General features: G+C 73.8%; 23 protein-coding genes. 10 read left to right on the plus strand and 13 right to left on the minus strand.

Features of this window, described 5'->3' with window-relative positions:
* The 5 genes from E1265_RS15180 to E1265_RS15200 all read right to left on the minus strand — a co-directional run.
* Positions 1 to 1,329 (minus strand): L-aspartate oxidase (locus tag E1265_RS15180; protein ID WP_132930833.1); only part of this gene is annotated, 1,329 nt, incomplete at its 3' end.
* 88 nt (positions 1,330 to 1,417) lie between these two features.
* Positions 1,418 to 2,287: a pantoate--beta-alanine ligase gene (panC, locus tag E1265_RS15185; RefSeq protein ID WP_132930834.1), complete on the minus strand. Its 870-nt coding sequence runs from the start codon at positions 2,285 to 2,287 to the stop codon at positions 1,418 to 1,420.
* The gene (locus E1265_RS15190) at positions 2,284 to 3,228 is read right to left on the minus strand and encodes a DUF2520 domain-containing protein (protein WP_132930835.1); all 945 of its coding nucleotides are present in this window, start codon (positions 3,226 to 3,228) and stop codon (positions 2,284 to 2,286) included. The genes panC and E1265_RS15190 overlap by 4 nt, the downstream gene beginning before the upstream one ends.
* Before the next feature lie 101 nt (positions 3,229 to 3,329).
* Positions 3,330 to 4,007, minus strand: a complete 678-nt coding sequence (locus E1265_RS15195; RefSeq protein WP_132930836.1) for a response regulator transcription factor — start codon at positions 4,005 to 4,007, stop codon at positions 3,330 to 3,332.
* 33 nt (positions 4,008 to 4,040) lie between these two features.
* Complete coding sequence (locus tag E1265_RS15200; RefSeq protein WP_132930837.1) at positions 4,041 to 5,258, minus strand: sensor histidine kinase; 1,218 nt, start codon at positions 5,256 to 5,258, stop codon at positions 4,041 to 4,043.
* Between the two features lie 92 nt (positions 5,259 to 5,350).
* On the opposite strand from E1265_RS15200, the gene E1265_RS15205 reads away from it, so the two are divergent.
* Positions 5,351 to 6,352: an SAM-dependent methyltransferase gene (locus E1265_RS15205; protein WP_243740805.1), complete on the plus strand. Its 1,002-nt coding sequence runs from the start codon at positions 5,351 to 5,353 to the stop codon at positions 6,350 to 6,352.
* Between the two features lie 44 nt (positions 6,353 to 6,396).
* Here E1265_RS15205 and E1265_RS15210 read toward each other — a convergent pair whose 3' ends face one another.
* Positions 6,397 to 7,548 carry an NADH-quinone oxidoreductase subunit D gene (locus tag E1265_RS15210; protein ID WP_132930850.1) on the minus strand — a complete coding sequence of 384 codons (1,152 nt, stop codon included), beginning with the start codon at positions 7,546 to 7,548 and terminating at the stop codon, positions 6,397 to 6,399.
* Positions 7,549 to 7,683: 135 nt separating this feature from the next.
* On the opposite strand from E1265_RS15210, the gene E1265_RS15215 reads away from it, so the two are divergent.
* Both E1265_RS15215 and E1265_RS15220 read left to right on the plus strand, forming a co-directional pair.
* Positions 7,684 to 8,106: a PH domain-containing protein gene (locus E1265_RS15215; RefSeq protein WP_243740806.1), complete on the plus strand. Its 423-nt coding sequence runs from the start codon at positions 7,684 to 7,686 to the stop codon at positions 8,104 to 8,106.
* Positions 8,107 to 8,119: 13 nt separating this feature from the next.
* Positions 8,120 to 9,520 carry a PH domain-containing protein gene (locus E1265_RS15220; RefSeq protein ID WP_165953756.1) on the plus strand — a complete coding sequence of 467 codons (1,401 nt, stop codon included), beginning with the start codon at positions 8,120 to 8,122 and terminating at the stop codon, positions 9,518 to 9,520.
* Positions 9,521 to 9,557: 37 nt separating this feature from the next.
* Here the strand turns inward: E1265_RS15220 and E1265_RS15225 are convergent, their stop codons facing one another.
* Positions 9,558 to 10,058: a nuclear transport factor 2 family protein gene (locus tag E1265_RS15225; protein ID WP_132930839.1), complete on the minus strand. Its 501-nt coding sequence runs from the start codon at positions 10,056 to 10,058 to the stop codon at positions 9,558 to 9,560.
* Positions 10,055 to 10,903 carry a dihydropteroate synthase gene (gene folP, locus E1265_RS15230; protein WP_132930852.1) on the minus strand — a complete coding sequence of 283 codons (849 nt, stop codon included), beginning with the start codon at positions 10,901 to 10,903 and terminating at the stop codon, positions 10,055 to 10,057. The genes E1265_RS15225 and folP overlap by 4 nt, the downstream gene beginning before the upstream one ends.
* Positions 10,904 to 11,123: 220 nt before the next feature.
* Here folP and folB point away from each other — a divergent pair, with 220 nt between their 5' ends.
* From folB to E1265_RS15245, 3 genes are read left to right on the plus strand one after another with little or no spacing between them, the layout of a single operon-like run.
* The gene (folB, locus tag E1265_RS15235; RefSeq protein WP_132930840.1) at positions 11,124 to 11,483 is read left to right on the plus strand and encodes a dihydroneopterin aldolase; all 360 of its coding nucleotides are present in this window, start codon (positions 11,124 to 11,126) and stop codon (positions 11,481 to 11,483) included.
* A complete protein-coding gene (gene folK / locus E1265_RS15240) occupies positions 11,480 to 12,091 on the plus strand; it encodes a 2-amino-4-hydroxy-6-hydroxymethyldihydropteridine diphosphokinase (protein ID WP_132930841.1) in 612 nt (203 codons plus the stop codon). The genes folB and folK overlap by 4 nt, the downstream gene beginning before the upstream one ends.
* Before the next feature lie 53 nt (positions 12,092 to 12,144).
* Positions 12,145 to 12,651 (plus strand): DUF3180 domain-containing protein, encoded by a 507-nt coding sequence (locus E1265_RS15245; RefSeq protein WP_132930842.1) that lies wholly within the window; start codon positions 12,145 to 12,147, stop codon positions 12,649 to 12,651.
* Positions 12,652 to 12,657: 6 nt separating this feature from the next.
* Here the strand turns inward: E1265_RS15245 and E1265_RS15250 are convergent, their stop codons facing one another.
* The gene (locus E1265_RS15250) at positions 12,658 to 13,830 is read right to left on the minus strand and encodes an ATP-binding cassette domain-containing protein (protein WP_132930843.1); all 1,173 of its coding nucleotides are present in this window, start codon (positions 13,828 to 13,830) and stop codon (positions 12,658 to 12,660) included.
* A 50-nt stretch (positions 13,831 to 13,880) separates the two neighbouring features.
* Between E1265_RS15250 and E1265_RS15255 the strand changes: the two genes are divergently transcribed.
* The 4 genes from E1265_RS15255 (at position 13,881) to E1265_RS15270 (ending at position 17,404) form a co-directional block, all read left to right on the plus strand.
* Positions 13,881 to 14,615 carry an ABC transporter permease gene (locus E1265_RS15255; RefSeq protein WP_132930854.1) on the plus strand — a complete coding sequence of 245 codons (735 nt, stop codon included), beginning with the start codon at positions 13,881 to 13,883 and terminating at the stop codon, positions 14,613 to 14,615.
* 1 nt (position 14,616) lies between these two features.
* The gene (locus E1265_RS15260; protein WP_132930844.1) at positions 14,617 to 15,417 is read left to right on the plus strand and encodes an ABC transporter permease subunit; all 801 of its coding nucleotides are present in this window, start codon (positions 14,617 to 14,619) and stop codon (positions 15,415 to 15,417) included.
* A 74-nt stretch (positions 15,418 to 15,491) separates the two neighbouring features.
* Positions 15,492 to 16,415 carry an ABC transporter substrate-binding protein gene (locus E1265_RS15265; RefSeq protein ID WP_243740808.1) on the plus strand — a complete coding sequence of 308 codons (924 nt, stop codon included), beginning with the start codon at positions 15,492 to 15,494 and terminating at the stop codon, positions 16,413 to 16,415.
* Between the two features lie 122 nt (positions 16,416 to 16,537).
* Positions 16,538 to 17,404: a hypothetical protein gene (locus E1265_RS15270; RefSeq protein ID WP_132930846.1), complete on the plus strand. Its 867-nt coding sequence runs from the start codon at positions 16,538 to 16,540 to the stop codon at positions 17,402 to 17,404.
* Positions 17,405 to 17,534: 130 nt separating this feature from the next.
* Here E1265_RS15270 and folE read toward each other — a convergent pair whose 3' ends face one another.
* The 4 genes from folE to tilS all read right to left on the minus strand — a co-directional run.
* The gene (gene folE, locus E1265_RS15275) at positions 17,535 to 18,152 is read right to left on the minus strand and encodes a GTP cyclohydrolase I FolE (protein ID WP_132930847.1); all 618 of its coding nucleotides are present in this window, start codon (positions 18,150 to 18,152) and stop codon (positions 17,535 to 17,537) included.
* 121 nt (positions 18,153 to 18,273) lie between these two features.
* Positions 18,274 to 20,268, minus strand: coding sequence for an ATP-dependent zinc metalloprotease FtsH (gene ftsH, locus E1265_RS15280; RefSeq protein WP_132930855.1), 1,995 nt, complete (start codon positions 20,266 to 20,268; stop codon positions 18,274 to 18,276).
* 163 nt (positions 20,269 to 20,431) lie between these two features.
* On the minus strand, positions 20,432 to 20,986 hold the full coding sequence (gene hpt, locus E1265_RS15285; RefSeq protein ID WP_132930848.1) for a hypoxanthine phosphoribosyltransferase: 555 nt from the start codon (positions 20,984 to 20,986) through the stop codon (positions 20,432 to 20,434).
* Between the two features lie 89 nt (positions 20,987 to 21,075).
* The coding region (tilS, locus tag E1265_RS15290; RefSeq protein WP_132930849.1) for a tRNA lysidine(34) synthetase TilS at positions 21,076 to 22,007 on the minus strand (932 nt) is incomplete at its 5' end.

Here is a 22,007-nt window from a genome sequence, read left to right on the forward strand (position 1 = left end):
CTGGATGACGGTGCGTGCCTCGGGCGGCGGCAGCGGGCAGGGCGCCGGCGCGGCGACGGGGTCTGAGGGGGCGGGCGCGGTGGCGCGGGGCTCGGCGACGACGGCGGCGGCGATGCGCTCGGCGAAGACCAGACCCTCGAGGAGCGAGTTGGAGGCCAGCCGGTTGGCGCCGTGCACGCCGGTGCAGGCGGTCTCGCCGCAGGCGTAGAGCCCGGGCACGGTGGTGCGCCCCGCCAGGTCGGTGCGGACGCCGCCGGAGGCGAAGTGGGGGCCGGGCGCGACGGGGATCGGCTCGGTCACCGGGTCGATGCCGTGGGCCTGGCAGGCGGCCAGGATGGTGGGGAACCGCCGCGCCCACATGGCGGCGCCGAAGTGACGCGTGTCCAGGTACATGTGGTCGGCGCCCCGCTCGCGCATCCGCCGGGTGATGGCCTTGGCGACGATGTCACGCGGCGCGAGCTCGGCCAGCTCGTGCTGGCCGACCATGAACCGCTCGCCGGCCGCGTCCACCAGGTGGGCGCCCTCGCCGCGCACCGCCTCGGAGATCAGCGGCTGCTGGCCCTCCGTGCCCGGGCCCAGGTAGAGGACGGTGGGGTGGAACTGCACGAACTCGATGTCGGAGACCTCGGCGCCGGCGCGCAGCGCGATGGCGACGCCGTCGCCGGTGGAGACGGCCGGGTTGGTGGTGGCCGAGAAGATCTGGCCCATGCCGCCGGTGGCCAGCACCACGGCCGGGGCGTGCACGGCGCCGACGCCGTCGTGCCGGCCCTCGCCCATCACGTGCAGGGTGATGCCGGCGGCGCGGCCCGCGGCGTCCTTGAGGAGCTCGAGGGCGAGCGCGTTCTCCACGGTCCTGATGCCGGCGGCGCGGACGGCGGCGACCAGGGCGCGCGATATCTCGGCGCCGGTGGCGTCGCCGCCGGCGTGCGCGATGCGGCGCCGGTGGTGGCCGCCCTCGCGGGTGAGGGCGAGGGCGCCGGCCTCGTCGGTGTCGAAGCGGGCGCCGAGCGCGATCAGCCGGCGCACGGCGCCTGGGCCCTCGGTCACCAGGGCGCGCACCGCGTCCTCGTCGCAGAGACCGGCGCCGGCGACCAGGGTGTCGGCGAGGTGCTGCTCTGGGGTGTCGCCCTCGCCGAGGGCGGCGGCGATGCCGCCCTGGGCCCAGCGGGTGGAGCCGGCGTCGAGCCTGGCCTTGGTGACGATGACGGTGCGGCGGCCGGCGGCGGCGCAGCGCAGCGCGACGGTGAGCCCGGCGACGCCCGAGCCCACGACGACGACCTCGGCCTCGATGGCCCAGCCGGCGACGGGCGCGGCCAGCGCGGCGGTCATCTGTGCCTCGTTTCGTTCGCTTCTCCGCGCGTGCGGCGATCCGCACGCGCCGTGGTCGGGTGCGGCCCGGCGGCCGCGCGCACGGCGCTCACCGGTCCGCCTCCAGGACGAGGCGAGCGTTGTCGATGAGCCGGGTCGTGCCGACGCGGGCGGCGATGGCGAGCACGGCCTCGCCGGTGTGGTCGTCGGGCACGTCGAGGAAGTCGAGCGGGCCGACCAGCACCATGTAGTCGAGGTGGATGCCGGATTCGGCGACCAGCACCTCGCGGGCGGCGGTGCGGACGGCGGCCGGGCCGCGCGGGGCGGCGGCGGCGCCGGCCGCCAGGGCGCGGCTGAGGGAGAGGGCGGAGGCGCGCTCGGCGGCCGTCAGGTAGCGGTTGCGGCTGGAGCGGGCGAGGCCGTCGGGGTCGCGGACGGTGGGGGTGGCGACGATCTCGACGGGGAAGTCGAGGTCCCGGACCATGCGGCGGACCAGAGCCAGCTGCTGGGCGTCCTTCTCGCCGAAGAAGGCGTGGTCGGGCCGGGTGAGGTGGAGCAGCTTGGCGACGACGGTCAGCACACCGTCGAAGTGGCCGGGGCGGGAGGCGCCCTCCAGGCGCTCGCCGAGCTCGCCCGCGACGACCCGAACGCCGGGGGCGCCATGGGGGTACATCTCGGCGTCGTCTGGCGCGAAGACGAGGTCGGCGCCGGCCTCGGCGGCCAGCGCGACGTCGGCGTCGAGGGTGCGCGGGTAGCGCTCGAAGTCCTCGGTGGGGCCGAACTGCAGCGGGTTGACGTAGACGGTGACGACCAGCTGCCCGCCGGGTCCGAGCAGCTCACGGGCCGCCCGGATGTTGGCGGCGTGACCCTCGTGCAGCGCGCCCATGGTCATGACCACGGCTCGTGGCGCGCCCGGTGTGTAGAGCCGGTGCAGCTCCTTGGCGTCATGTGCGACGGGTATCCCCGACTTCCCGGTCATCCCTCTCCTCCCTTGGCGGGTCCTGCGCCCTCGGCGCCGTCCGCCAGGACGCCGAGCAGCGCCTCGGCCAGCTCCGGCTTGAGCAGCCCGTGGTCGAGGGCGCGGTCGGCCGTGGTGCGGGCCATCGCGAGATAGCCGGCCAACGCGTGCGGCGCGTGGGCGCGCAGCTCGGCGAGGTGGGCGGCCACGGTGCCGGCGTCGCCGCGCGCCACAGGTCCGGTGAGGGCGGCGTCGCCCGAGCGCAACGCGTTGTCCAGGGCGGCGCCGAGCAGCGGGCCGAGCATCCGGTCGGGGGCGCCGACGCCGGCGAGGCGCAGCAGTTCGAGCGACTGGGCGACGAGGGTGACCAGGTGGTTGGCGCCGATGGCCAGGGCCGCGTGGTAGAGCGGGCGGTCCTTCTCCTCGATCCACTCCGGCTCGCCGCCCATCTCGATGACCAGCGCCTCGGCGGCGAGCCGCAGCTCCGCGGGCGCGGTGACGCCGAACGAGCAGCCGGCGAGCCGGGGCACGTCGACGGCGGTGCCGGTGAACGTCATCACCGGGTGCAGGGCGAGCGGGAGCGCGCCGGCCCGCAGCGCGGGGTCGAGCACGCCCGTGCCGTACCGTCCAGAGCAGTGCGCGAGGAGCTGGCCGGGGCGCACCGCGCCCGTCTCGACCAGGCCGGCGACGAGTCCCGGCAGCGCGTCGTCCGGCACGGTCAGCAGCACCAGGTCGGCGCGGGCCAGCACCTCGTCGGGGGCGACGAGCGGCACCCCGGGCAGCAGCTCCTCGGCCCGCCTGCGGGAGACGTCGGAGACGCCGGAAGCGGCCACCGGCTGGTGGCCGGCCAGGGCGAGCGCGGCGGCCAGCGCGGGGCCGACCCGGCCGGCGCCCACCACGCCGACGCGGAGCCGCGCGGGTCTGTTCCGCGCCTCGGTGCTCCGGGGGGCGTTGGCGTTCACGACGGGGGGTGCCTCTTTCGACTCAGGCGTTCCGGTCCCTGTGGTGGGTACCGGACGACGAGGCCATGCTACGGCGCGCGGCCGCCGGTTGGGGCCGGTCGTCAGCGCCCGCCGGCGCGCACGAGCCCCGTCTCGTAGGCGAGGACCACGGCCTGCACCCGGTCACGCAGCCCCAACTTGCCGAGGATGCGCCCGACATGGGTCTTCACGGTGGCCTCGGAGACGACGAGCCTGGCGGCGATCTCGCCGTTGGAGAGACCCTGCGCGATGAGCATCAGGACCTCCCGCTCCCGGTCGGTGAGCAGGCCGAGCTCGGGGTGCGGGGTCGCGTCGGCCGTGGGGAGCAGGGAGACGAAACGGTCGAGGAGCCGGCGGGTGGTGGAGGGGGCGACCACCGCGTCCCCGCTGTGCACCGCGCGGATGGCGGTGAGCAGTTCGTCGGGCGGCACGTCCTTGAGCATGAACCCGGCGGCGCCGGCCTTCAGCCCGGAGAAGGCGTATTCGTCGAGGTCGAAGGTGGTGAGGATGAGCACCTTGGGCTGGCCGGGACCGCCGGCGCCGCCCTGGCAGATGCGGCGGGTGGCCTCCACGCCGTCGAGCCTGGGCATCCTGACGTCCATCAGGACGACGTCGACCGCGGTGCTCCGCAGCACCTCGACGGCCTCGACGCCGTCGCCCGCCTCGGCCACCACCTCCATGTCGGGCTGGGCGGCGAGCACCATCTTGAACCCGGTGCGCAGCAGCACCTGGTCGTCCACCAGCATCACGCGGATCGTCATCGGTCGCTCCCCCTCGTCACTCGCGTCTCTTCCTCACCGCGCCGCGTCGCCGGCCAGCGGGAGCGTGGCGCTGATGCGGAAGCCGCCGCCCGGGCGGGGTCCGGCGATCAACACCCCGCCGACCATGCCTACCCGCTCCCGCATGCCGATGAGCCCCTGGCCCCGCCCGTCGGCGCCGCGCTCCTCGTACAGCTCGCGCTGGGCGCCGCGCCCGTCGTCCTCGGCGAGCACCGTCAGCGCGTCCGGATCGTAGGAGAGCCGGACGGTGGCTCCGACGTGGGGCCCGCCGTGCTTGCGGGTGTTGGTCAGGGCCTCCTGGACGATGCGGTAGGCGGTGAGCTCGACGCCGCTGGGCAGCGGCCTCGGGGTGCCCTCGATCCGGAAGTCGACGGGCAGCCCGGTGCCCCTGACCTGGTCCACCAGGTCGGCCAGCTGCTCGACGCCGGGCTGGGGGACGTAGTCCTGGCCGGTGACCTGGCCGTCCTCGCCGCGCAGCACGCCGAGCAGGCGGCGCATCTCGGTGAGGGCCTGCCGGCCGGTGCCCGAGATGGTGTGGAGCGCGTTGCGCGTCTGCTCGGGGGCGGTGTCCAGGACGTAGGCGGCGCCGTCCGCCTGCACGACCATGACCGAGACGTTGTGCGCGACGACGTCGTGGAGCTCGCGGGCTATGCGGGCGCGCTCGGCGGCGACCGCCATCCTGGCCTGGGTCTCACGCTCCTGCTCAAGCCGGTTGGCGCGCTCCTCGAGCTCGGCGTAGTAGGCGCGGCGGGTGCGCAGCGAGTCCCCGAGCACCCAGGCGAGCAGGAAGGCGATGGTGAGGAAGACGGTGCCGACGATGATGTTGGCGAGGCTCGAGCCTCCATGGTCCTCGGGCCAGCGCAGCGCGGTGATGGTGGGCGTGGTCAGGCACATGGCGAGCGCGACCCGGGAGGGCCAGCGCTTGGGACGGGAGGCGACGGTGAAGGCGATGGCGAGGAACGCGAAGTTCGCCGGCAGCGGGCGGACGTCGGTCAGCAGTTGGAAGGCGCCGACCGCGAGCGCGAGGACGAGCATCCACTCCGGGACACGGCGGCGCAGCGCGATCACCGTGCCGGAGGCCAGCGTGGCGAACAGCGCGGCCCACGGGTCGCCCCCGTAGACGCCGACCCCCGGGGCGGTGAGGACGACGATCGACATGAACACCGGCACGAGCGCCCAACAGCCGTCCACCCACGTGGGGTGGCGGCGGATGAAGTCGTAGAGCCGGTTCACGTAACCCAGCGTAGGCACTGTGTGCGGCTCGGGAGTCAACCCGTCGGCCGATACATGAAGCCGTCAACTACTCCTCAAGGTGGATGATGCGTGTGAGTGGTATCCCGGAGGGCGCCCCCGACGTCCGGGCCGAGGGCTGGCGGGCGGCGACGGAGCGCGCGCTGTACGGCCCGGGGGGCTTCTTCGTGCGCGAGGCGCCGGCGGCGCACTTCCGCACGGCCGTGCACGCCTCCGCGCTCTTCGCCGGCGCGGTGGCCGAACTGCTGCTCCGGGTGGACGAGGCGCTCGGCCGGCCGCCGGCGCTAGCGCTGGTCGACGTCGGGGCGGGGCGGGGCGAGCTGGCCGCCGGGGTGCTGGCCGCGCTGCCGCCCGAGCCGGCCGGGCGGCTGCGGGCGTACGCGGTGGAACGGGCGCCGCGCCCGCCGGGGCTCGACCACCGGGTGGCCTGGCGGGCCGCGCCGCCCGCGGGCGCGGCGGGGCTGCTGTTCGCCAACGAGTGGCTGGACAACGTGCCGCTCGACGTGGCCGAGGTCGACGGGACCGGGGTGGCGCGCTACGTGCTGGTCGACGGGGCCGGGGCCGAGCGGCTCGGCCCGCCGGTGACCGGCGCGGACGCCGACTGGCTGCGCCGCTGGTGGCCGCTGGACGGCGCGCCGCCCGGCACGCGCGCCGAGATCGGGCTGCCGCGCGACCTGGCCTGGGCCGCCGCGCGCTCCAGCCTCGCGCGCGGCCTCGCGGTGGCCGTGGACTACGCGCACACCCGCGACCGCCGGCCGCCGCTCGGCACCCTCACCGGCTATCGGGACGGCCGCGAGGTACGCCCGGTGCCGGACGGCGGTTGCGACCTGACCGCCCATGTGGCGCTCGACGCCTGCGCCGGCGCGGGCGGGCGGCTGCTGCCCCAGCGCGACGCGTTGCGCGCGCTCGGCGTGGACGGCGCGCGTCCCCCGCTCGAGTTGGCGACCCGCGACCCGGCCGGCTATCTGCGGCGGCTCGCCAGGGCCGGCGAGGCCGCGGAACTGACCCACCCGGCGGGGCTCGGCGGCTTCAGCTGGCTCGTCGAGCCGGTGGGCATCCCCGATCCGCTGGCCTGAGGCACCCGACGGGACGGCTCACCTGTCGACGTCGCTTGCCGACGTCACTTGTCGATGTCGCCGACCACGAAGAAGAAGGAGCCGAGGATCGCCACCATGTCGGCCACCAGCGTGCCGGGCAGCAGCGCGCTCAGCGCCTGGATGTTGTTGAACGATGCGGACCGCAGCTTCAGTCGGTAGGGCGTCTTCTCGCCCTTGGACACCAGGTAGTAGCCGTTGATGCCCAGCGGGTTCTCGGTCCAGGCGTAGGTGGCGCCCTCCGGCGCCTTGAGCACCTTCGGCAGCCGCTGGTTGACGGGCCCCGGCGGCAGCTCGGCGAGCCGGTCGAGGCAGGCGTCCGCGAGGTCGAGCGCGTTCTTCGCCTGGTCGAGCAGCACCTCGAACCTGGCCAGGCAGTCCCCCGCCTCCCTGGTCACCACCCGTAGCACGCCGCCCAACTCCCCGTACGCCAGGTACGGCTCGTCCCGGCGCAGGTCGAAGTCGACGCCGCTGCCCCGCGCGATGGGCCCGGAGATCCCGTAGGCGTGCGCCGTCTCGGGACGCAGCACCCCGACGCCCCTGGTGCGGGCCCGGAACACCTCGTTGCCGACAACGAGCTCGTCCAGCCTGGTCATCCCGGAGCGCGCCGCGGCCACCGCCGCCCTGGCGCGCTCCGACCAGCCCTCGGGCAGCTCCTCCTTGAGGCCGCCGACCCGGTTGAACATGTAGTGCATCCGGCCGCCCGAGACCTCCTCCATCACCTGCTGCAGGCTCTCCCGCTCGGTGAAGGCGTAGAACATCGGCGTGATGCCACCGAGCTCGAGCGGGTAGGAGCCGAGGAACATCAGGTGGTTGAGCACCCGGTTCAGCTCGGCGAGCAGGGTGCGCAGCCACACGGCGCGCTCCGGCACCTCCATGCCGAGCATCCGCTCCACGGCCAGCACCACGCCCAGCTCGTTGGAGAACGCGGACAGCCAGTCGTGCCGGTTGGCCAGCACGATGATCTGCCGGTAGTCACGCGCCTCGAAGAGCTTCTCAGCGCCCCGGTGCATGTAGCCGACGACCGGCTCGGCCCGCGAGATCCGCTCGCCGTCGAGCACCAGACGCAGCCGCAGCACCCCGTGCGTCGAGGGGTGCTGGGGGCCGATGTTGAGCACCATGTCGGTGCTCTCGGCGGCGCCGCCCACTCCGATGACCGTCTCCGTCATGCGGGTCAGTCTTTCACCCCTCCCCGCCGCGCGCCGCCCCTCTAAGATGCCTGTATGAACACGGTGGCTGAGGGGCCGGCCACGGCGGAGGCGGCCTGGGGGACCGGCGACACCTGGCGGCCGGTGGCCGCCGCCCTGCTGCGCATGCGGCGGCTGCTGCTCGTCGGCTGGCTCGCGCCGCCCACCCTCGCCCTCGCCGTCCTCCTCGCGCTGCTCGCCGGCGGCCCCTGGGCGCTGCTCGCGGCGGTGCCGGCCGGCGCCACGCTCTGGGGCTGGGGCGCCCTGGCCCGCAACTGGCGTTCGTGGGGTTACCAGGAGCGCGACGACGACCTGCTGATCAGACGCGGCGTGCTGTGGCGGCAGTTGACCGTCGTGCCCTACGGCCGGATGCAACTGGTCGAGGTCACCTCGGGCCCGCTGGAGCGCAGGTTCGGCCTCGCCACGCTGCAGCTGCACACGGCGGCCGCCGCCACCGACGCCACCATCCCCGGGCTGCCGCCGACCGAGGCCGAGCGGCTGCGGGACCGGCTCACCGAGCTGGGCGAGGCCCGCTCGGCCGGGCTGTGAGCGGCGGCCCACCGTGAGCGGCGCGGCCGGGGAACCGCCGGGGGAGCCTTCGCCGAAGTCACCGGAGGGACCGCCGGAGGAACCGCCCGAGGAGACCGGGGAGATACCCGCCGGCGCGGGCCACCGGCTGCACCCGGTGACGCCCTGGCGCCGCACCTGGGCCCCGCTCGCCGGCCTCGGCGCCATCGCGGCGAACAACATCCAGAACCTCGACGACTGGACCAGCTCGCTCGGCCTGGTCAGGCTGCTGGCGCTGCTGCTCGCGCTGGTGCTGTGCGCCGCCGGCTACGGCTACCTCTCCTGGCGCGTCACCCGCTACCTGGTCACCGACACCGAGCTGCGCATCCGCACCGGGCTACTCTTCCGCCGCACCGCCCACCTGCGCCTCGACCGCATCCAGGCCGTCGACGTCACCCGGCCCATGCTGGCCAGGGTGCTCGGCGTGGCCAAGCTCAAGATGGACGTGGTCGGCTCGGGCGCCGCCGACGAGTTGGCGTACCTGGGCGAGGCCGAGGCCCTCCGGCTGCGCGCCGAGCTGCTCGCCAGGGCCGCCGGCATCGCCCCCGAGGCCGCGACCACCGCCGGCGAGGCGCCGGCCCGCGAGCTGGACCAGGTGGACACCAGGACGTTGGTCGGGTCGCTGACGCTGCTCGGCACCGGCTGGGGGCTGCTGGTGTTCGCGCTCGCCGTTACCGGGCTCGTCTGGTGGGGCACCGACAACCTGGTGGCCGCTGGGCTCGCCGGCCTTCCGCTGCTCGCGGGCGCGTGGCAGACGAGCGTGGGCGCCTTCCTCACCCAGTACGGCTGGACGGTGAGCGAGTCCCCTGACGGGCTGCGGCTCGACCACGGCCTGCTGCAGCGCGACCACGCCACGGTGCCGCCCGGCAGGGTGCAGGCGGTGCGCCTGGTGGAGCCGCTGCTGTGGCGGCGGCGCGGCTGGGTGCGGGTCGAGCTCGACGTGGCCGGCGGGGGGAACGAGGGCGGGCTGCTCGTGCCTGTCGCCACCCGGGCGACGGCCGCCGCGCTGGTCGGCCGGATCCTGCCCGAGGTCGACCTCGGTGCGGCGCTGGCCGCCGTGCGGGCGGCGCCCGGCAGGGCCCGCTGGATCTTCCCGGTCGGCCGGGTCGGCTACGGGCACGGCGTGACCGGGGCTGTGTTCGTGGCGCGGCGCGGCCGGCTGCGGCGCGTCCACTCGCTGGTGCCGCACGCCAAGGTGCAGAGCGTCAGGATGACCCAGGGCCCGTGGACGCAGCGGCTCGGCCTGGCCCACATCCACGTGGACCACGGCGCGGACGGCACGGCCAGCGCCCGGCTGCAGGACGCCGGGTACGCGGCGGCCCAGGTGGCGGCGCAGGCCGAGCGCTCCAGGCTCGGCCGGCGGGCCGCGGCGCCGGAACGCTGGCTCACCCGCTGATCCGCTGACCGGCCAGACCGCCGGCCCGAGAGCCGCCTCAGCCGATCGTCGTGCCGCCCGGCTGACCCTCGCCGCCCTCGGCGTCGTCCTCGGACTCCTCGTCCTCGTCGTCCTCCTGGTCGAGCAGCACGGGAGAGCCGTGGTGCGCCCAGACCTTCCAGGCGCCGTCCTCGGTACGCCGGAAGATGTTGGTGGCCACCACCATGCCGCCGACCAGCGGCCCGGCCGAGCCGTCGGCCTCGGCCGGGCCGCCGCTCAGGATGTTCTCCGTGCAGGTCACCAGCGCCGTGTCGCCCTGCACCGACACCTCGACGTCGGTCAGGAAGAACTGGATGTACTCGGTGTTGGCCATGATCAGCGCGTAGGAGCGCATCACCTCGCCGCGCCCGCTGATCACCGGCCAGCCGGGGTGCACCACGCTGACGCCCTCGTCGAGCCAGCGCTCGGCCATCGCGTCCAGGTCGCCGCGCTCCAGCGCGTCGTACAGCGCGGTGTTGGCGGCGGCCACCGCCTCGATGTCGGTGCCGGCTCCGCTCACGCCGCCCCCTCCCCCGCCGCCTCGACGGCTCGCGCCACCCGCACCGCGTCGGCGCTGGCCCGCACCTCGTGCACCCGCACCGCCCACGCGCCGTCCCGGGCGGCGAGCGCGGTGACGGCGACGGTGGCCGCGTCCCGCTCCCGCGCCGGCGGTGGATCGGCGTGCGGCCCGGCCAGCACCCGGCCGATGAACCGCTTGCGGGAGGCCGCCACCAGCAGCGGCAGGCCAAGCTCGGCGCGCAGCCGGCCGATCGCCGCGACCAGCGCCAGGTCGTGCTGGGCGCGCTTGGCGAAGCCGAGCCCGGGGTCGACGACGAGACGGTCGGCGGTGATGCCGCCCTCGACCGCGCGCGCCACGCTCTCCCGCAGCTCGGCCACCACCTCAGCGACCACGTCCCCGTAGACGGCGCGCTCGTTCATGTCGATGCTCTGGCCCCGCCAGTGCATCACCACGAACGGCACCCCGGCGTCGGCGACCACCGGCACCATCCGGGGGTCGGCGCGCCCGCCGCTGACGTCGTTGACCAGCCGGGCGCCGGCCGCCACGGCCCGCTCCGCCACGCTGGCCCGCATCGTGTCCACGCTGACGACCACGCCCTCGCGCGCCAGCTCGCGCACCACCGGGATGACCCGCCGCAGCTCCTCCGGCTCGTCCACCCGGGTCGCGCCCGGACGGGTCGACTCACCGCCCACGTCGACCAGGTCGGCGCCCTCGGCCACCAGGTCGAGGCCACGTTTCACCGCCGACTCGGCGTCGAACCATCGCCCGCCGTCCGAGAAGGAGTCCGGTGTGACGTTGACCACCCCCATGACCGCGCAGCGGTCCCAGCTGGGCAGTCCGGTCACGTGGCCGTACGAGATGCTCATGCGTCAAGGGTAGGGGCTGACCGCCCGCCACCGTGGGCCGAAAACCGACCTCGTGCCGCGCCGTCCCGGTACCCGGGGCGCCATCGGGCCGAGCCCCCCGGTGCCCCATGATGTTCGCCCCTCGCGGGTAGATTCGAACGCCTCGGAGGGGTTTCATGCCCTTGGCATCGTGCACCGAGAAGCGAGAGGGAGTGACGCCGTGGACGAGATCGCCCTGCACGGCCTGCGCGCCAGGGGCTACCACGGGGTCCTGCCGCACGAGCGCGCCGAGGGCCAGACCTTCGTGGTCGACGTCAGGCTCGGCGTCGACACCCGCGCCGCCGCGGCCGCGGACGAGCTGGCCAGGACGGTCGACTACGGCGTGCTGGCCGAGGAGGTCACCGCGGTGGTCGCGGGCGAGCCCTGCGACCTGGTGGAGACGCTGGCCCAGCGGATCGCCGACCGGTGCCTGGCACACCCCCCGGTGGGGTGGGCGGAGGTCACCGTGCACAAACCGCAGGCGCCCATCGCCGTCCCCTTCGACGACGTGACCATCACCATCAAGCGGAGCCGAGCATGACCTCCAGCACCCCCGCTTCATCCCCCGACCCGACCGTCCAGCCGGTACCCGCCTCCGTCGTCCAGCAGGTCGACGCCGCGGACTCGACCCTGCACAACCCCCAACGGGCCGTCATCTCGCTCGGCAGCAACCTCGGCAACCGCCTGGAGACCCTGCAGGGCGCGATCGACGCGCTCGAGGACACCCCAGGGGTGCGGGTGAAGGCCGTGTCGCCGGTCTACGAGACCGAGCCGTGGGGAGTGGAACCCGGCTCCCAGCCCACCTACTTCAACGCGGTGGTGATCGTGAAGACGACGCTGCCGCCCGGCTCGCTGCTCGAGCGGGCGCACGCCATCGAGGAGGCGTTCCACCGGGCGCGCGACACCCGTTGGGGACCGCGCACCATCGACGTGGACATCGTGGCCTACCAGGGCGTGGTCTCCGACGACCCGGCGCTCACGCTTCCCCACCCCCGGGCCCACGAGCGGGCGTTCGTGCTCGTGCCGTGGCACGATGTCGACCCGGGCGCCGAGGTGCCGGGGCGTGGCCCGGTGTCCATGCTGCTGACCGCGGTCGGCACGCGGGGCGTCGTCGCGCGCCCCGACCTCGCCCTGGTGCTGCCCGACTAGAGACCCGCTCGGAAGCCAGCCCGCCGGACTGATTGGGACCGAAGCTCACCGCCATGAACCAACTGCGGATCCGCACCCTGGCCGGACTGTTCCTCGCCGCGGCGGCGCTCTCCTGGGCGCTCGCCGGACTGTGGGACTCCCTGGACAACACGCTGCCCGCGGTGCCGTTGCTCGCGCCGGTCATCCTGGCGTTGATCGCGATCGTGCTGCTGGCCACCACGCTGTCGCTGCGGTCCAGGCTGCGCGCCCAGCGCGAGCGGCGGCCCGGCGCCAGGCCGGTGGACCGGATGATGGCGGCGCGCGCCGTGGTCTTCGGCCAGGCGAGCGCGCTGGTGTCGGCGCTGGTGGCCGGTGGGTACGGCGGGTTCGGTCTTTTCCTGCTGATGTACCGGATGGAGGTGTCGAACCGGCGCGAGCAGGCGCTCTACGCCGGGCTCGCGGTGATCGCCGGCCTCGCGGTGATCGCGGCGGCGCTGTTCCTGGAGCGCGTCTGCCGGCTCAGGGACGGCGACGAGGACGGTCCGGGCGGCGGCCCTGGCCCGATAGGGCACCGGGCCTGAGCTGACTCAGACGCCGCTGACCGCGTCCAGGGCGACGGCCGAGCGGGACACGGCGCGCGCGTCCGCGTCGATCGAGCGGCGCAGCGCCTCGTGCAGCGCGGTGGGGGTGAGCACGCCGAGGAAGCGGTCGTCGTCGGTCGGGTCGAGCACGGCGATCCAGCCCGCGTCGTACTGGAGCATGGTGCTGAACGCCCGCTTGAGCGAGGCGCCGAGCGGCAGCCAGGCGTCCATCCGGCGCGCGTAGCCGGCGACCGGGCCGACCACGTCCGCGCCGCCCTCGTCCGGTATCGGCACCCAGCCGTGCAGCGCCTCGCGCTCGTCGAGGACCACGGCCCAGCGCACCCCGTCGGCGCGCATCAGGGACGCGGCCCGCGACATCGGGTCGGCGAGGTGCACCACCGGCGGGCGCTCCAGGTCGCCCTTCTCGACCGGCGTCACCGAGAGCCGCTTGAGCCCGCGGTCGCTGCCGACGAACGCGGCGACGTGCTCGTTGGCGGGCGCGCCGAGGACGGTGGCCGGCGTGTCGAACTGCTCGACCCGGCCCTGCCCGAAGACCGCCATCCGGTCGCCGAGCCGCACCGCCTCCTCCACGTCGTGGGTGACGAACAGCACGGTCTTGCGCATCTCCGCCTGGAGCCGCAGGAACTCGTTCTGCAGCCGCTCCCGCACCACGGGGTCGACGGCGCCGAACGGCTCGTCCATCAGGAGCACCGGGGGGTCGGCGGCGAGCGCCCTGGCCACCCCGACCCGCTGCCGCTGCCCGCCGGAGAGCTGGTCCGGGTAACGGCCGCCGTACACCGCCGGGTCGAGGCCCACGAGTTCGAGCAGTTCGGCGGCGCGCCGGCGCGCCTCGCTCCGCCGCCGGCCGAGCAACAGCGGCACGGCGGCGGCGTTGTCCAGCACGGTGCGGTGTGGGAAGAGGCCGACCTGCTGGATGACGTAGCCGATCCGGCGGCGCAGCCGCACCGGGTCCTGGGAGGCGATGTCCTCGCCGCCGAGCAGCAGCCGGCCGAAGGTCGGCTCCTCCAGGCGGTTGACCAGCCGCATCGTGGTGGTCTTGCCGCAGCCCGAGGGGCCGACAAGCGTGACGAGCTCGCCCTCGGCGATCTCCAGATGGAGGTCGTCCACGGCGAGGGTGCCGTCCGGGTACCGCTTGGAGACGTGGTCGAACCGCAACATGTTCATCAGTCTGTCAGGTTTTCGGGCTAGGGTGCTTGCACATGAGTGCGGTGACCGCCGAGAACTGCCTGGCCGCGAACGAGTGGATCTGCGGGGAGTACGTCCGCAGCCGCGGCCAGGAGCTGACCAACGCCACCCTGGAACACGTCGTGATCGCCACCACCTCGGTCGGCATCGCCATCCTGGTCGCCTTCCCGCTGGCCCTGCTCGCCCGCCGCTGGCGGCCGGCCGCCGGCTCGATCCTCGGCCTGACCACCGTGCTCTACACGATCCCCTCGCTCGCCATGTACGCGCTGCTGCTGCCGGTGTTCGGGCTCTCCGCCTCGGTGGTGATCTGCGGCCTGGTGCTCTACTCGCTCACCGTCCTGGTCCGCAACATCCTCACCGGGCTCGAGTCGGTCCCGACCGAGACCAGGGACGCGGCCCGCGGCCTTGGCTACGGCCGCTGGCGGCTGCTGTTCGGCGTCGAACTGCCGCTCGCCCTGCCCGCCCTGATGGCCGGGGTGCGCATCGCTACGGTCTCCGCCGTCTCGCTGACCACGGTCGGCGCCATCGTCGGCCACGGCGGCCTCGGCAACCTCATCCACAGCGGCATGAACAGCTACTTCAAGGCGCAGGTGCTCACCGCCTCCGTGCTGTGCGTGCTGCTCGCCGTCGTGGCCGACCTGCTGCTGCTCGCCGCGCAGCGCCTGTTGACGCCCTGGACCAGAGCGGCCGGCGGTGGCCGGGCCGCCACGCACGCGCCACGGCCGGACGCGGTGCTCGACCCGAGAGAGGCGATCTGAGATGGGCGTGATCCCCGACGCGTGGACCTGGCTCACCACCGACGCGAACTGGTCGGGCGACGCCGGCGTGTTCCACCGGCTCGTCGAACACCTCTACCTCACCGGCGTCTGCCTCGCCGTCTCCTGCGCCATCGCGCTGCCGCTCGCCTGCGCCCTCGGCCACGGCGGCGGCCACCGGATCGGCGGCGCGCTGGCGATCAACATCTCCAACGTGGGGCGCGCGGTGCCCACCTTCGCCGTGCTGGTGCTGCTCACCATCGGCCCGCTCGGACGCCACGGCGACCTGCCGGTGATCGTCGCGCTGGTGCTGTTCGCCGTGCCGCCGCTGCTGACCAACGCCTACGTGGGCGTCTCGGAGGCCGACCGGGACGTGGTGGGCGCCGCCCGTGGCCTCGGGATGTCCGGCTGGCAGCTGTTGACGCGCGTCGAACTGCCGCTGGCGTTCCCGCTGATCATGACGGGCGTTCGCACGGCGGCCGTGCAGATCGTCGCCACCGCCACACTGGCCGCGCTGCCCGGCGGCGGGGGCCTCGGCCGGATCATCACCGCCGGCTTCGCCAACTACCGCACGGCCCAGGTGGTCGCGGGCGCGGTGCTGGTCGCCGTGCTGGCGCTGGCCGTCGAAGGGGCGCTCGCCCTGCTGCAGCGCGCCCTCGCCCCGGCGCGCCGGCGGCGCGCGAGCGACCGTCGTAACCGCCCGGCGGCGGCCGGCGCCGGGCAGGGCGAGGACTGGCCGGCGGACGCGCTCGCGCCGGCCACCACCACCCGCGCCAAGGAACCGGCCGCCGAAGTCGCCGAATGACCTGCCCTCCGACCAAGGGAGTTCCCGTGAACCGCACGATCCGACGCGCCGCCACCGGCCTGACCGGCCTCACCATGGCCCTGACCCTGGCCGCCTGCGGCGGCGGAGACAGCCTGGAGTCCGAGGGCGACAACGGTGGAGGCGGAGGCGAGCAGAGCTCAGGCGACTCCCTCACCATCGGCGGCGCCAACTTCACCGAGGCCACCATCATGGCCGAGCTCTACGCGCGGATCCTCGCCGACGCCGGCTACTCCACCACCGTCACCACCGTGGACAGCCGCGAGATCTACGAGCCCGAGCTGGAGAGCGGCGGCATCGACATCGTGCCCGAGTACGCCGCCACCCTGGCCGAGTTCCTCAACGCCAAGGTCAACGGCGCGGACGCGGAGCCCGTCGCCAGCCCCGACGTCGAGGAGACCGTCACCGCGCTGCGCGAACTCGCCGAGCCGCTCGGCCTCACGGTCCTCGACGCCGGCGAGGCCGCCGACCAGAACGCCTTCGCCGTCACCGAGGAGTTCGCCGCGGAACACGACCTGACGACCCTCTCCGACCTCGGCGAGTCTGGCCTCCCGATTCGGCTGGCGGCCGGCGACGAGTGCGCGGAACGGCCCTTCTGTCAGCCGGGCCTCGAGGAGACCTACGGCATCGACATCACCGAGATCGACCCGCGCGGCGTCGGCACCGTCCAGGCCAAGCAGGCCGTCGCGGACGGGCAGGACGACATGGTCCTGACCACCACCACCGACGCCACGCTCGAGGACTTCGGTCTCGTGCTGCTCGAGGACGACCGCAACCTCCAACTCGCCGACAACCTGCTGCCGGTGCTCAACAGCGAGACCGCGGGCGACGAGCAGATCGCCGAAACCCTGAACCGCCTCACCGAGACGCTCACCACCGATGACCTGATCGAGCTCAACCGACAGGTCGACGCCGAGCGTCGCACCGCGGGCGACGTGGCCGCCGACTACCTCGAGGAGCAGGGCCTGCTCGGTAGCTGACGGACGGTCGGAAGGCACCCGGCGGGGCGGCCGGGCGGCGGCGGAACCGGCTTGGTAACCGGCCGGCCACAACCACCCGGGTGCCCTCCCACGCGTCGACCGCGTCACGGTAAGTTTCGACCATGGCACGTGGACGTCACCGCAACGCGGCACTGCACCGGGTGTTGATCCCCACCGCCCTCGGCGGCTCCGCGCTGCTGTGCGCGGCGCTGGCCTGGCTGGTCGGCGGCCAGGGACCGCGGGTGCTCGCCACCCTGGCCGCGTTCGCCGGGGTGACGGCCGCCGCGCTGCTGCGTCGCTGGGACCTGGAGGCCGGGCGGCAGGTCGCCAGGGAGCGGGCCGCCAAGGCCGGGATGAGCTGGCAGGTCGACGAGCGGCAGGCCGAGCTCGAAGAGGCCCAGGAGCTCGTCGCCCAGTTGGAGGAGAAGATCCGCGGCAAACGGGCCGACCTCGGCCGGCTCCGCTCGGAGCACGCCGACCTGCTGCGCCGCTACGCCACCGCGGAGAGCGAGCGCGCCAAGGCGCTCGAAGGCCGCAGGCGGCTCGCCCTTGAGGCCGCCGAGCCGGCCAGGGAGCTCACCTCGGAGCCCACCGACCACCGCACCGCCGCCGGCGCCCCTACCCGACTGACCTACCTCCAGGCGTATGAGGCACTCGGCCGCCTCTCCCGCAACGCGGCCCGCCAACGCCTTCCCCTGCGGGGAGCCGAGCCACGGCGCGAGCCCGTCTCCGAGCAGCCGGCCGAGGCGCCCCCGCGGCCGGTCCCACCGCAGGCGGGCACCGCGCGCCGGGACGTGCCGGCGCTCCCTGCACCGGACGGCACGGCGGCGCGCGAGGCGCCGTCGCGGCAGCCAAGCCGCTTCGACTTCTTCGGCGGGCCGGCCTCGCCGGCCAGGAACCGGCGCGAGCCAGCCCGCGACGAGCCCGAGGCCGACATCCACGACCGCGAACCGGCCGGCGCGCTCGACGACGCCCGCGAGAGCCGCTGACACCGCCAGAGCCACGCCCCCAAGGCCCCCGGCCGAAGGCCGCGAAACCGTTGACGGACACATCGCCGCGCCGGCCGGCCCGCCAGGGCCGGGGCCCCGGCGCGCGGCCAGAGCCCGGCCCGGCGAGGGCCTAGCGGGCCAGGATGAGGCTCATCGCCTCGGCGCGGGTGGCCGCGTCCCGCAGCTGACCCCGCACCGCCGAGGTGGTCGTCTTGGCCCCCGGCTTCCGCACCCCGCGCATCGTCATGCACATGTGCTCGCACTCCACCACCACGATCACCCCGCGCGGCTCCAGGATCCGCATCAGCGAGTCGGCGATCTGGGTGGTCAGCCGCTCCTGCACCTGCGGCCGCCGCGCGAACACGTCGACCAGCCGAGCCAGCTTGGAGAGACCGGTGATCTTGCCGCTCGCGGACGGGATGTAGCCGATGTGCGCGTACCCCACGAACGGCACCAGGTGGTGCTCGCAGGACGACAGCACCTCGATGTCCTTGACCAGCACCATCTCGTCGTGGCCAAGGTCGAACGTCGTGGTCAGCACGTCCTCCGGGCGCTGCCACAGACCGGCGAATATCTCCCGGTAGGCCCGCGCCACCCGCGCCGGGGTGTCGCGCAGCCCCTCCCGGTCCGGATCCTCGCCGACCGCGATCAGGAGCTCGCGGACGGCGCTCTCGGCGCGCTTCTCGTCGAACTCGCCGATGGGTCCAGGCCCGGACGCCTGGTCAGGCAACGTCACCGGGTCGGTCATAGCGTTCCTCGTTCCTTGGTCACGGCGCGCACCGTACCTGTACACACGGCCGCGCCCCTCACGATAGAACGTGAGGGGCGCGGAGGGACATTCCGGTACCAAGGTCCGAGAGGGTCCCGAGTCAGTCCTCGGTGCGCTGGTCCTCCAGCGGCGGGGTGGCCTTCTCCAGGCTCCCGTTCGCCAGGTTGATCTCCTTCACCGGGAAGGTGACCGGCGGCCTGGTGGAGGGCGTGCGGCGGGTGGAGCCGGTCCACGCCGGGCGGGCCGGGCGCTTCACGACGCCGGCGAAGACCTCCGCCAGCTCCTCCTTGTTGAGGGTCTCCTTCTCCAGCAGCGCGAGCACCAGGTTGTCCAGCACGTCCCGGTTCTCCACCAGGATCTCCCACGCCTCGTTGTGCGCGGTCTCGATGAGCTTCTTGACCTCCTCGTCGACCAGCCCGGCGACCTCCTCCGAGTAGTCGCGCTGGTGGCCCATCTCCTTGCCAAGGAAGGGCTCGGAGTTGTCGGTGCCGAACTTGATGGCCCCGAGCTTCTCGGTCATGCCGTACTGGGTGACCATCGCCCGCGCCGTGGCGGTGGCCTTCTCGATGTCGTCCCCGGCGCCCGTGGTCGGGTCGTGGAAGACCAGCTCCTCGGCCGCCCGGCCGCCCATCATGTAGGCCAGCCGGTCCAGCATCTCGTTCCGCGTGGTGGAGTACTTGTCCTCCTCCGGCAGCACCATGGTGTAGCCCAGGGCACGGCCGCGGGAGAGGATCGTCACCTTGTGCACCGGGTCACTGTTGGGAGAGGCCGCCGCGACCAGGGCGTGCCCGCCCTCGTGGTACGCGGTGATCATCTTCTCCTTCTGGCTCATGATCCGGGTGCGCTTCTGCGGGCCGGCGACCACGCGGTCGATGGCCTCGTCGAGGAACTTGTTGTCGATCAGCTTCGCGTTGCCCCGCGCGGCGAGCAGCGCCGCCTCGTTGAGCACGTTGTTCAGATCGGCACCAGTGAAGCCGGGGGTGCGCCGGGCGACGGCCGCCAGGTCGACGTCGGGCGCGACCGGCTTGCCCTTCTGGTGCACCTTGAGGATCTCGAGGCGGCCCTGCATGTCGGGCCGGTCCACCGCGATCTGCCGGTCGAAGCGGCCGGGACGCAGCAGCGCCGGGTCGAGGATGTCGGGGCGGTTGGTGGCGGCGATCAGGATCACGCCGCCCTTGACGTCGAAGCCGTCCATCTCGACCAGCAGCTGGTTGAGCGTCTGCTCCCGCTCGTCGTGACCGCCGCCCATGCCGGCGCCGCGGTGGCGGCCGACGGCGTCGATCTCGTCCACGAAGACGATGGCCGGCGCGTTGGCCTTGGCCTGCTCGAACAGGTCGCGCACCCGGGAGGCGCCGACGCCGACGAACATCTCGACGAAGTCGGAACCGGAGATCGAGTAGAACGGGACCCCGGCCTCGCCGGCCACGGCGCGCGCGAGCAGCGTCTTACCGGTGCCGGGCGGACCGTAGAGCAGCACGCCCTTGGGGATCTTGGCGCCGACGGCCTGGAACTTCGCGGGCTCCTGCAGGAACTCCTTGATCTCCTGGAGCTCCTCCACGGCCTCGTCCGAGCCGGCCACGTCGGCGAAGGTGGTCTTCGGCGTGTCCTTGGTGATCAGCTTGGCCTTGGACTTCCCGAAGTTCATCACTCGGGAGCCGCCGCCCTGCATCTGGTTCATCAGGAACAGGAACACGATGATGATCAGCAGGAACGGCAGGATCGACAGCAGCATGCCCACGAAGGGGTTCTGCGACTTCGGGGAGACGGTGTACCCGTCGGGCAGCTGGTCGTCCTGGAACTTCGACTGCAGCATCGAGGCCAGATCCTCGCCCTGCCCGTCGATGTAGCTCGCCTGGACCCGGTTGCTGCCCTCGATCTCCTGGCCGCTCTTGAGCTCGACCCGGATCATCTGCTCGTCGCCGGTGGTGAGCTCGGCGGACTGCACATGGTTCTGGCTGATCGCCTGTACGACCTCGCCGGTGTCCACCCTCTTGTAGCCCTCGGAAGAGCTGAACACCTGCATCAGCAGAATTACGGCGAGGACGGCCAGCACGATCCACATCACTGGCCCACGGAAATAGCGCTTCACGTCTATCCATACGGGGCGACGTGGCCCCGTCCCTCCTGCCACATCTAGGCACAGCGCCCGGATGGGATCTGCTGTGCGCGCGGTGTCCTTGTCTTCATCCAACGGTAGGGGATGAACCGGTGTTCCCGGCCATCCCCTGCGTTCCGGTCCCGCTGGTCCCCGGTTGCCGCTAGTCGCTGTAGACGTGCGGGGCCAGGGTGCCGACGAAGGGCAGATTGCGGTACTTCTCCGCGTAGTCGAGGCCGTATCCGACCACGAACTCGTTGGGAATGTCGAAACCGACCCACTCGACGTCGATGTCGACCTTGGCCGCGTCGGGCTTGCGCAGCAGCGTGCAGACCCGGATGGAGGCCGGCTCCCTGGACCCCAGGTTCGACAGGAGCCACGAGAGGGTGAGCCCCGAGTCGATGATGTCCTCGACGATCAGAACGTGCCGGCCCTTGATGTCGACGTCGAGGTCCTTGAGGATCCGCACCACGCCTGAGGACTGGGTGCCGGCGCCGTAGGACGACACCGCCATCCAGTCCATGGTGACCGGCGACGAGAGGGCGCGGGCGAGGTCGGCCATGACCATCACCGCGCCCTTCAGGACCCCCACCAGCAGGAGCTCCTTGTCGGCGTACGCCGCGTCGATCTTGGCGGCCAGCTCCTCGAGCTTGGCATCGATCTCTTCCTTGGTGATGAGCACCGACTCCAGGTCGGCCCCCAGGTCCGTCTCTCGCACCCGCGCCACTGCTCTCTTCCGGCTCGTCCGCTCTTCCGGGTCTGGCTCGCTGGCCGCGCGGGTCCGTGCTGACTCGGCCCTCGACGCGCCTACCGACTCGCCTGCTGGAGGACCAGTCTGCCACCCTGCCTCCTGGCCTCGACGCGGCCCGGCAGATTCAGCGGGCGCTGGCCGTGCCAGGCGGTGATCAGCCGGTCCGTCTCCTCGATGTGGCGGGCGAACAGCGAGCCCGCAGGAGCGCCGGCCGCGATGGCGGCCCGGCGCAGCACCCTGCGCCGCACGGCGGGCGGGAGGGCGCTCAGCTCCGCGACGTCCAGCGTGCCGTCGGGACGGGTGGCGGCGCGCTCCGCGTCCCGCGCCCAGGCGTCGAGGGCGTCGGCGTCGTCCCTGGAGAGCTGCGCGGTGCGGGCGAGCGCCTCGACCACGCCGCGGCCCAGGGCCTTCTCCAGCGCGGGCAGCGCCTCGTGGCGGACCCGGGAGCGGGTGTAGGAGGGGTCGGTGTTGTGCGGGTCGTCCCAGACGGGCAGCGACTGCACCAGGCACGCCTTGCGGGTGGTCTGCCGGTCGATGGCGAGGAACGGGCGACGGTAGCGGAGTGCGGCCTCGGGGACGCCGGTGATGCTGCCCGAGACGGCCGCCATGCCGGCGAGCGAGCGGGTGCCTGAGCCGCGGGCCAGGCCGAGGAGCACGGTTTCCGCCTGGTCGTCGCGGGTATGGCCGAGGAGCACGGCCACGGCGCGGTGACGCTCGGCGGTGGCGTCGAGTGCGGCGTAGCGGGCGGAGCGGGCGGCGGCCTCGGGGCCGCCGACGCGGCCCACGTCGACCGGGACGACGTCCACCGGGTCGAGGCCGAGGGCGGTCATCCGCTCGGCGACCTCGCGGGCGCGGAGGTCGGAGCCGGGCTGGAGGCCGTGGTCGACGGTGACGCCGCCGGCGCGCACGCCGGCGCGGGAGGCTTCGAAGGCGAGGGCGGAGGCGAGCGCCATGGAGTCCGCGCCGCCGGAGCAGGCCACCAGCACGA

Origin of the sequence: Streptomyces sp. 8K308, from assembly GCF_004348315.1 — a bacterium.
GTDB lineage: Bacteria > Actinomycetota > Actinomycetes > Streptomycetales > Streptomycetaceae > Streptomyces.

Bases quoted from the DNA above. Each gene is read 5' to 3' on its own strand.
- folE (WP_132930847.1), bottom strand. From the start codon at position 18,152: ATGACCGACCCGGTGACGTTGCCTGACCAGGCGTCCGGGCCTGGACCC.
- E1265_RS15260 (WP_132930844.1), top strand. From the start codon at position 14,617: ATGGGCGTGATCCCCGACGCGTGGACCTGGCTCACCACCGACGCGAAC.
- E1265_RS15195 (WP_132930836.1), bottom strand. From the start codon at position 4,007: ATGACGATCCGCGTGATGCTGGTGGACGACCAGGTGCTGCTGCGCACC.
- E1265_RS15265 (WP_243740808.1), top strand. From the start codon at position 15,492: ATGGCCCTGACCCTGGCCGCCTGCGGCGGCGGAGACAGCCTGGAGTCC.
- E1265_RS15270 (WP_132930846.1), top strand. From the start codon at position 16,538: ATGGCACGTGGACGTCACCGCAACGCGGCACTGCACCGGGTGTTGATC.
- E1265_RS15250 (WP_132930843.1), bottom strand. From the start codon at position 13,830: ATGTTGCGGTTCGACCACGTCTCCAAGCGGTACCCGGACGGCACCCTC.
- panC (WP_132930834.1), bottom strand. From the start codon at position 2,287: ATGACCGGGAAGTCGGGGATACCCGTCGCACATGACGCCAAGGAGCTG.
- folK (WP_132930841.1), top strand. From the start codon at position 11,480: ATGACCTCCAGCACCCCCGCTTCATCCCCCGACCCGACCGTCCAGCCG.
- E1265_RS15215 (WP_243740806.1), top strand. From the start codon at position 7,684: ATGCGGCGGCTGCTGCTCGTCGGCTGGCTCGCGCCGCCCACCCTCGCC.
- E1265_RS15245 (WP_132930842.1), top strand. From the start codon at position 12,145: ATGAACCAACTGCGGATCCGCACCCTGGCCGGACTGTTCCTCGCCGCG.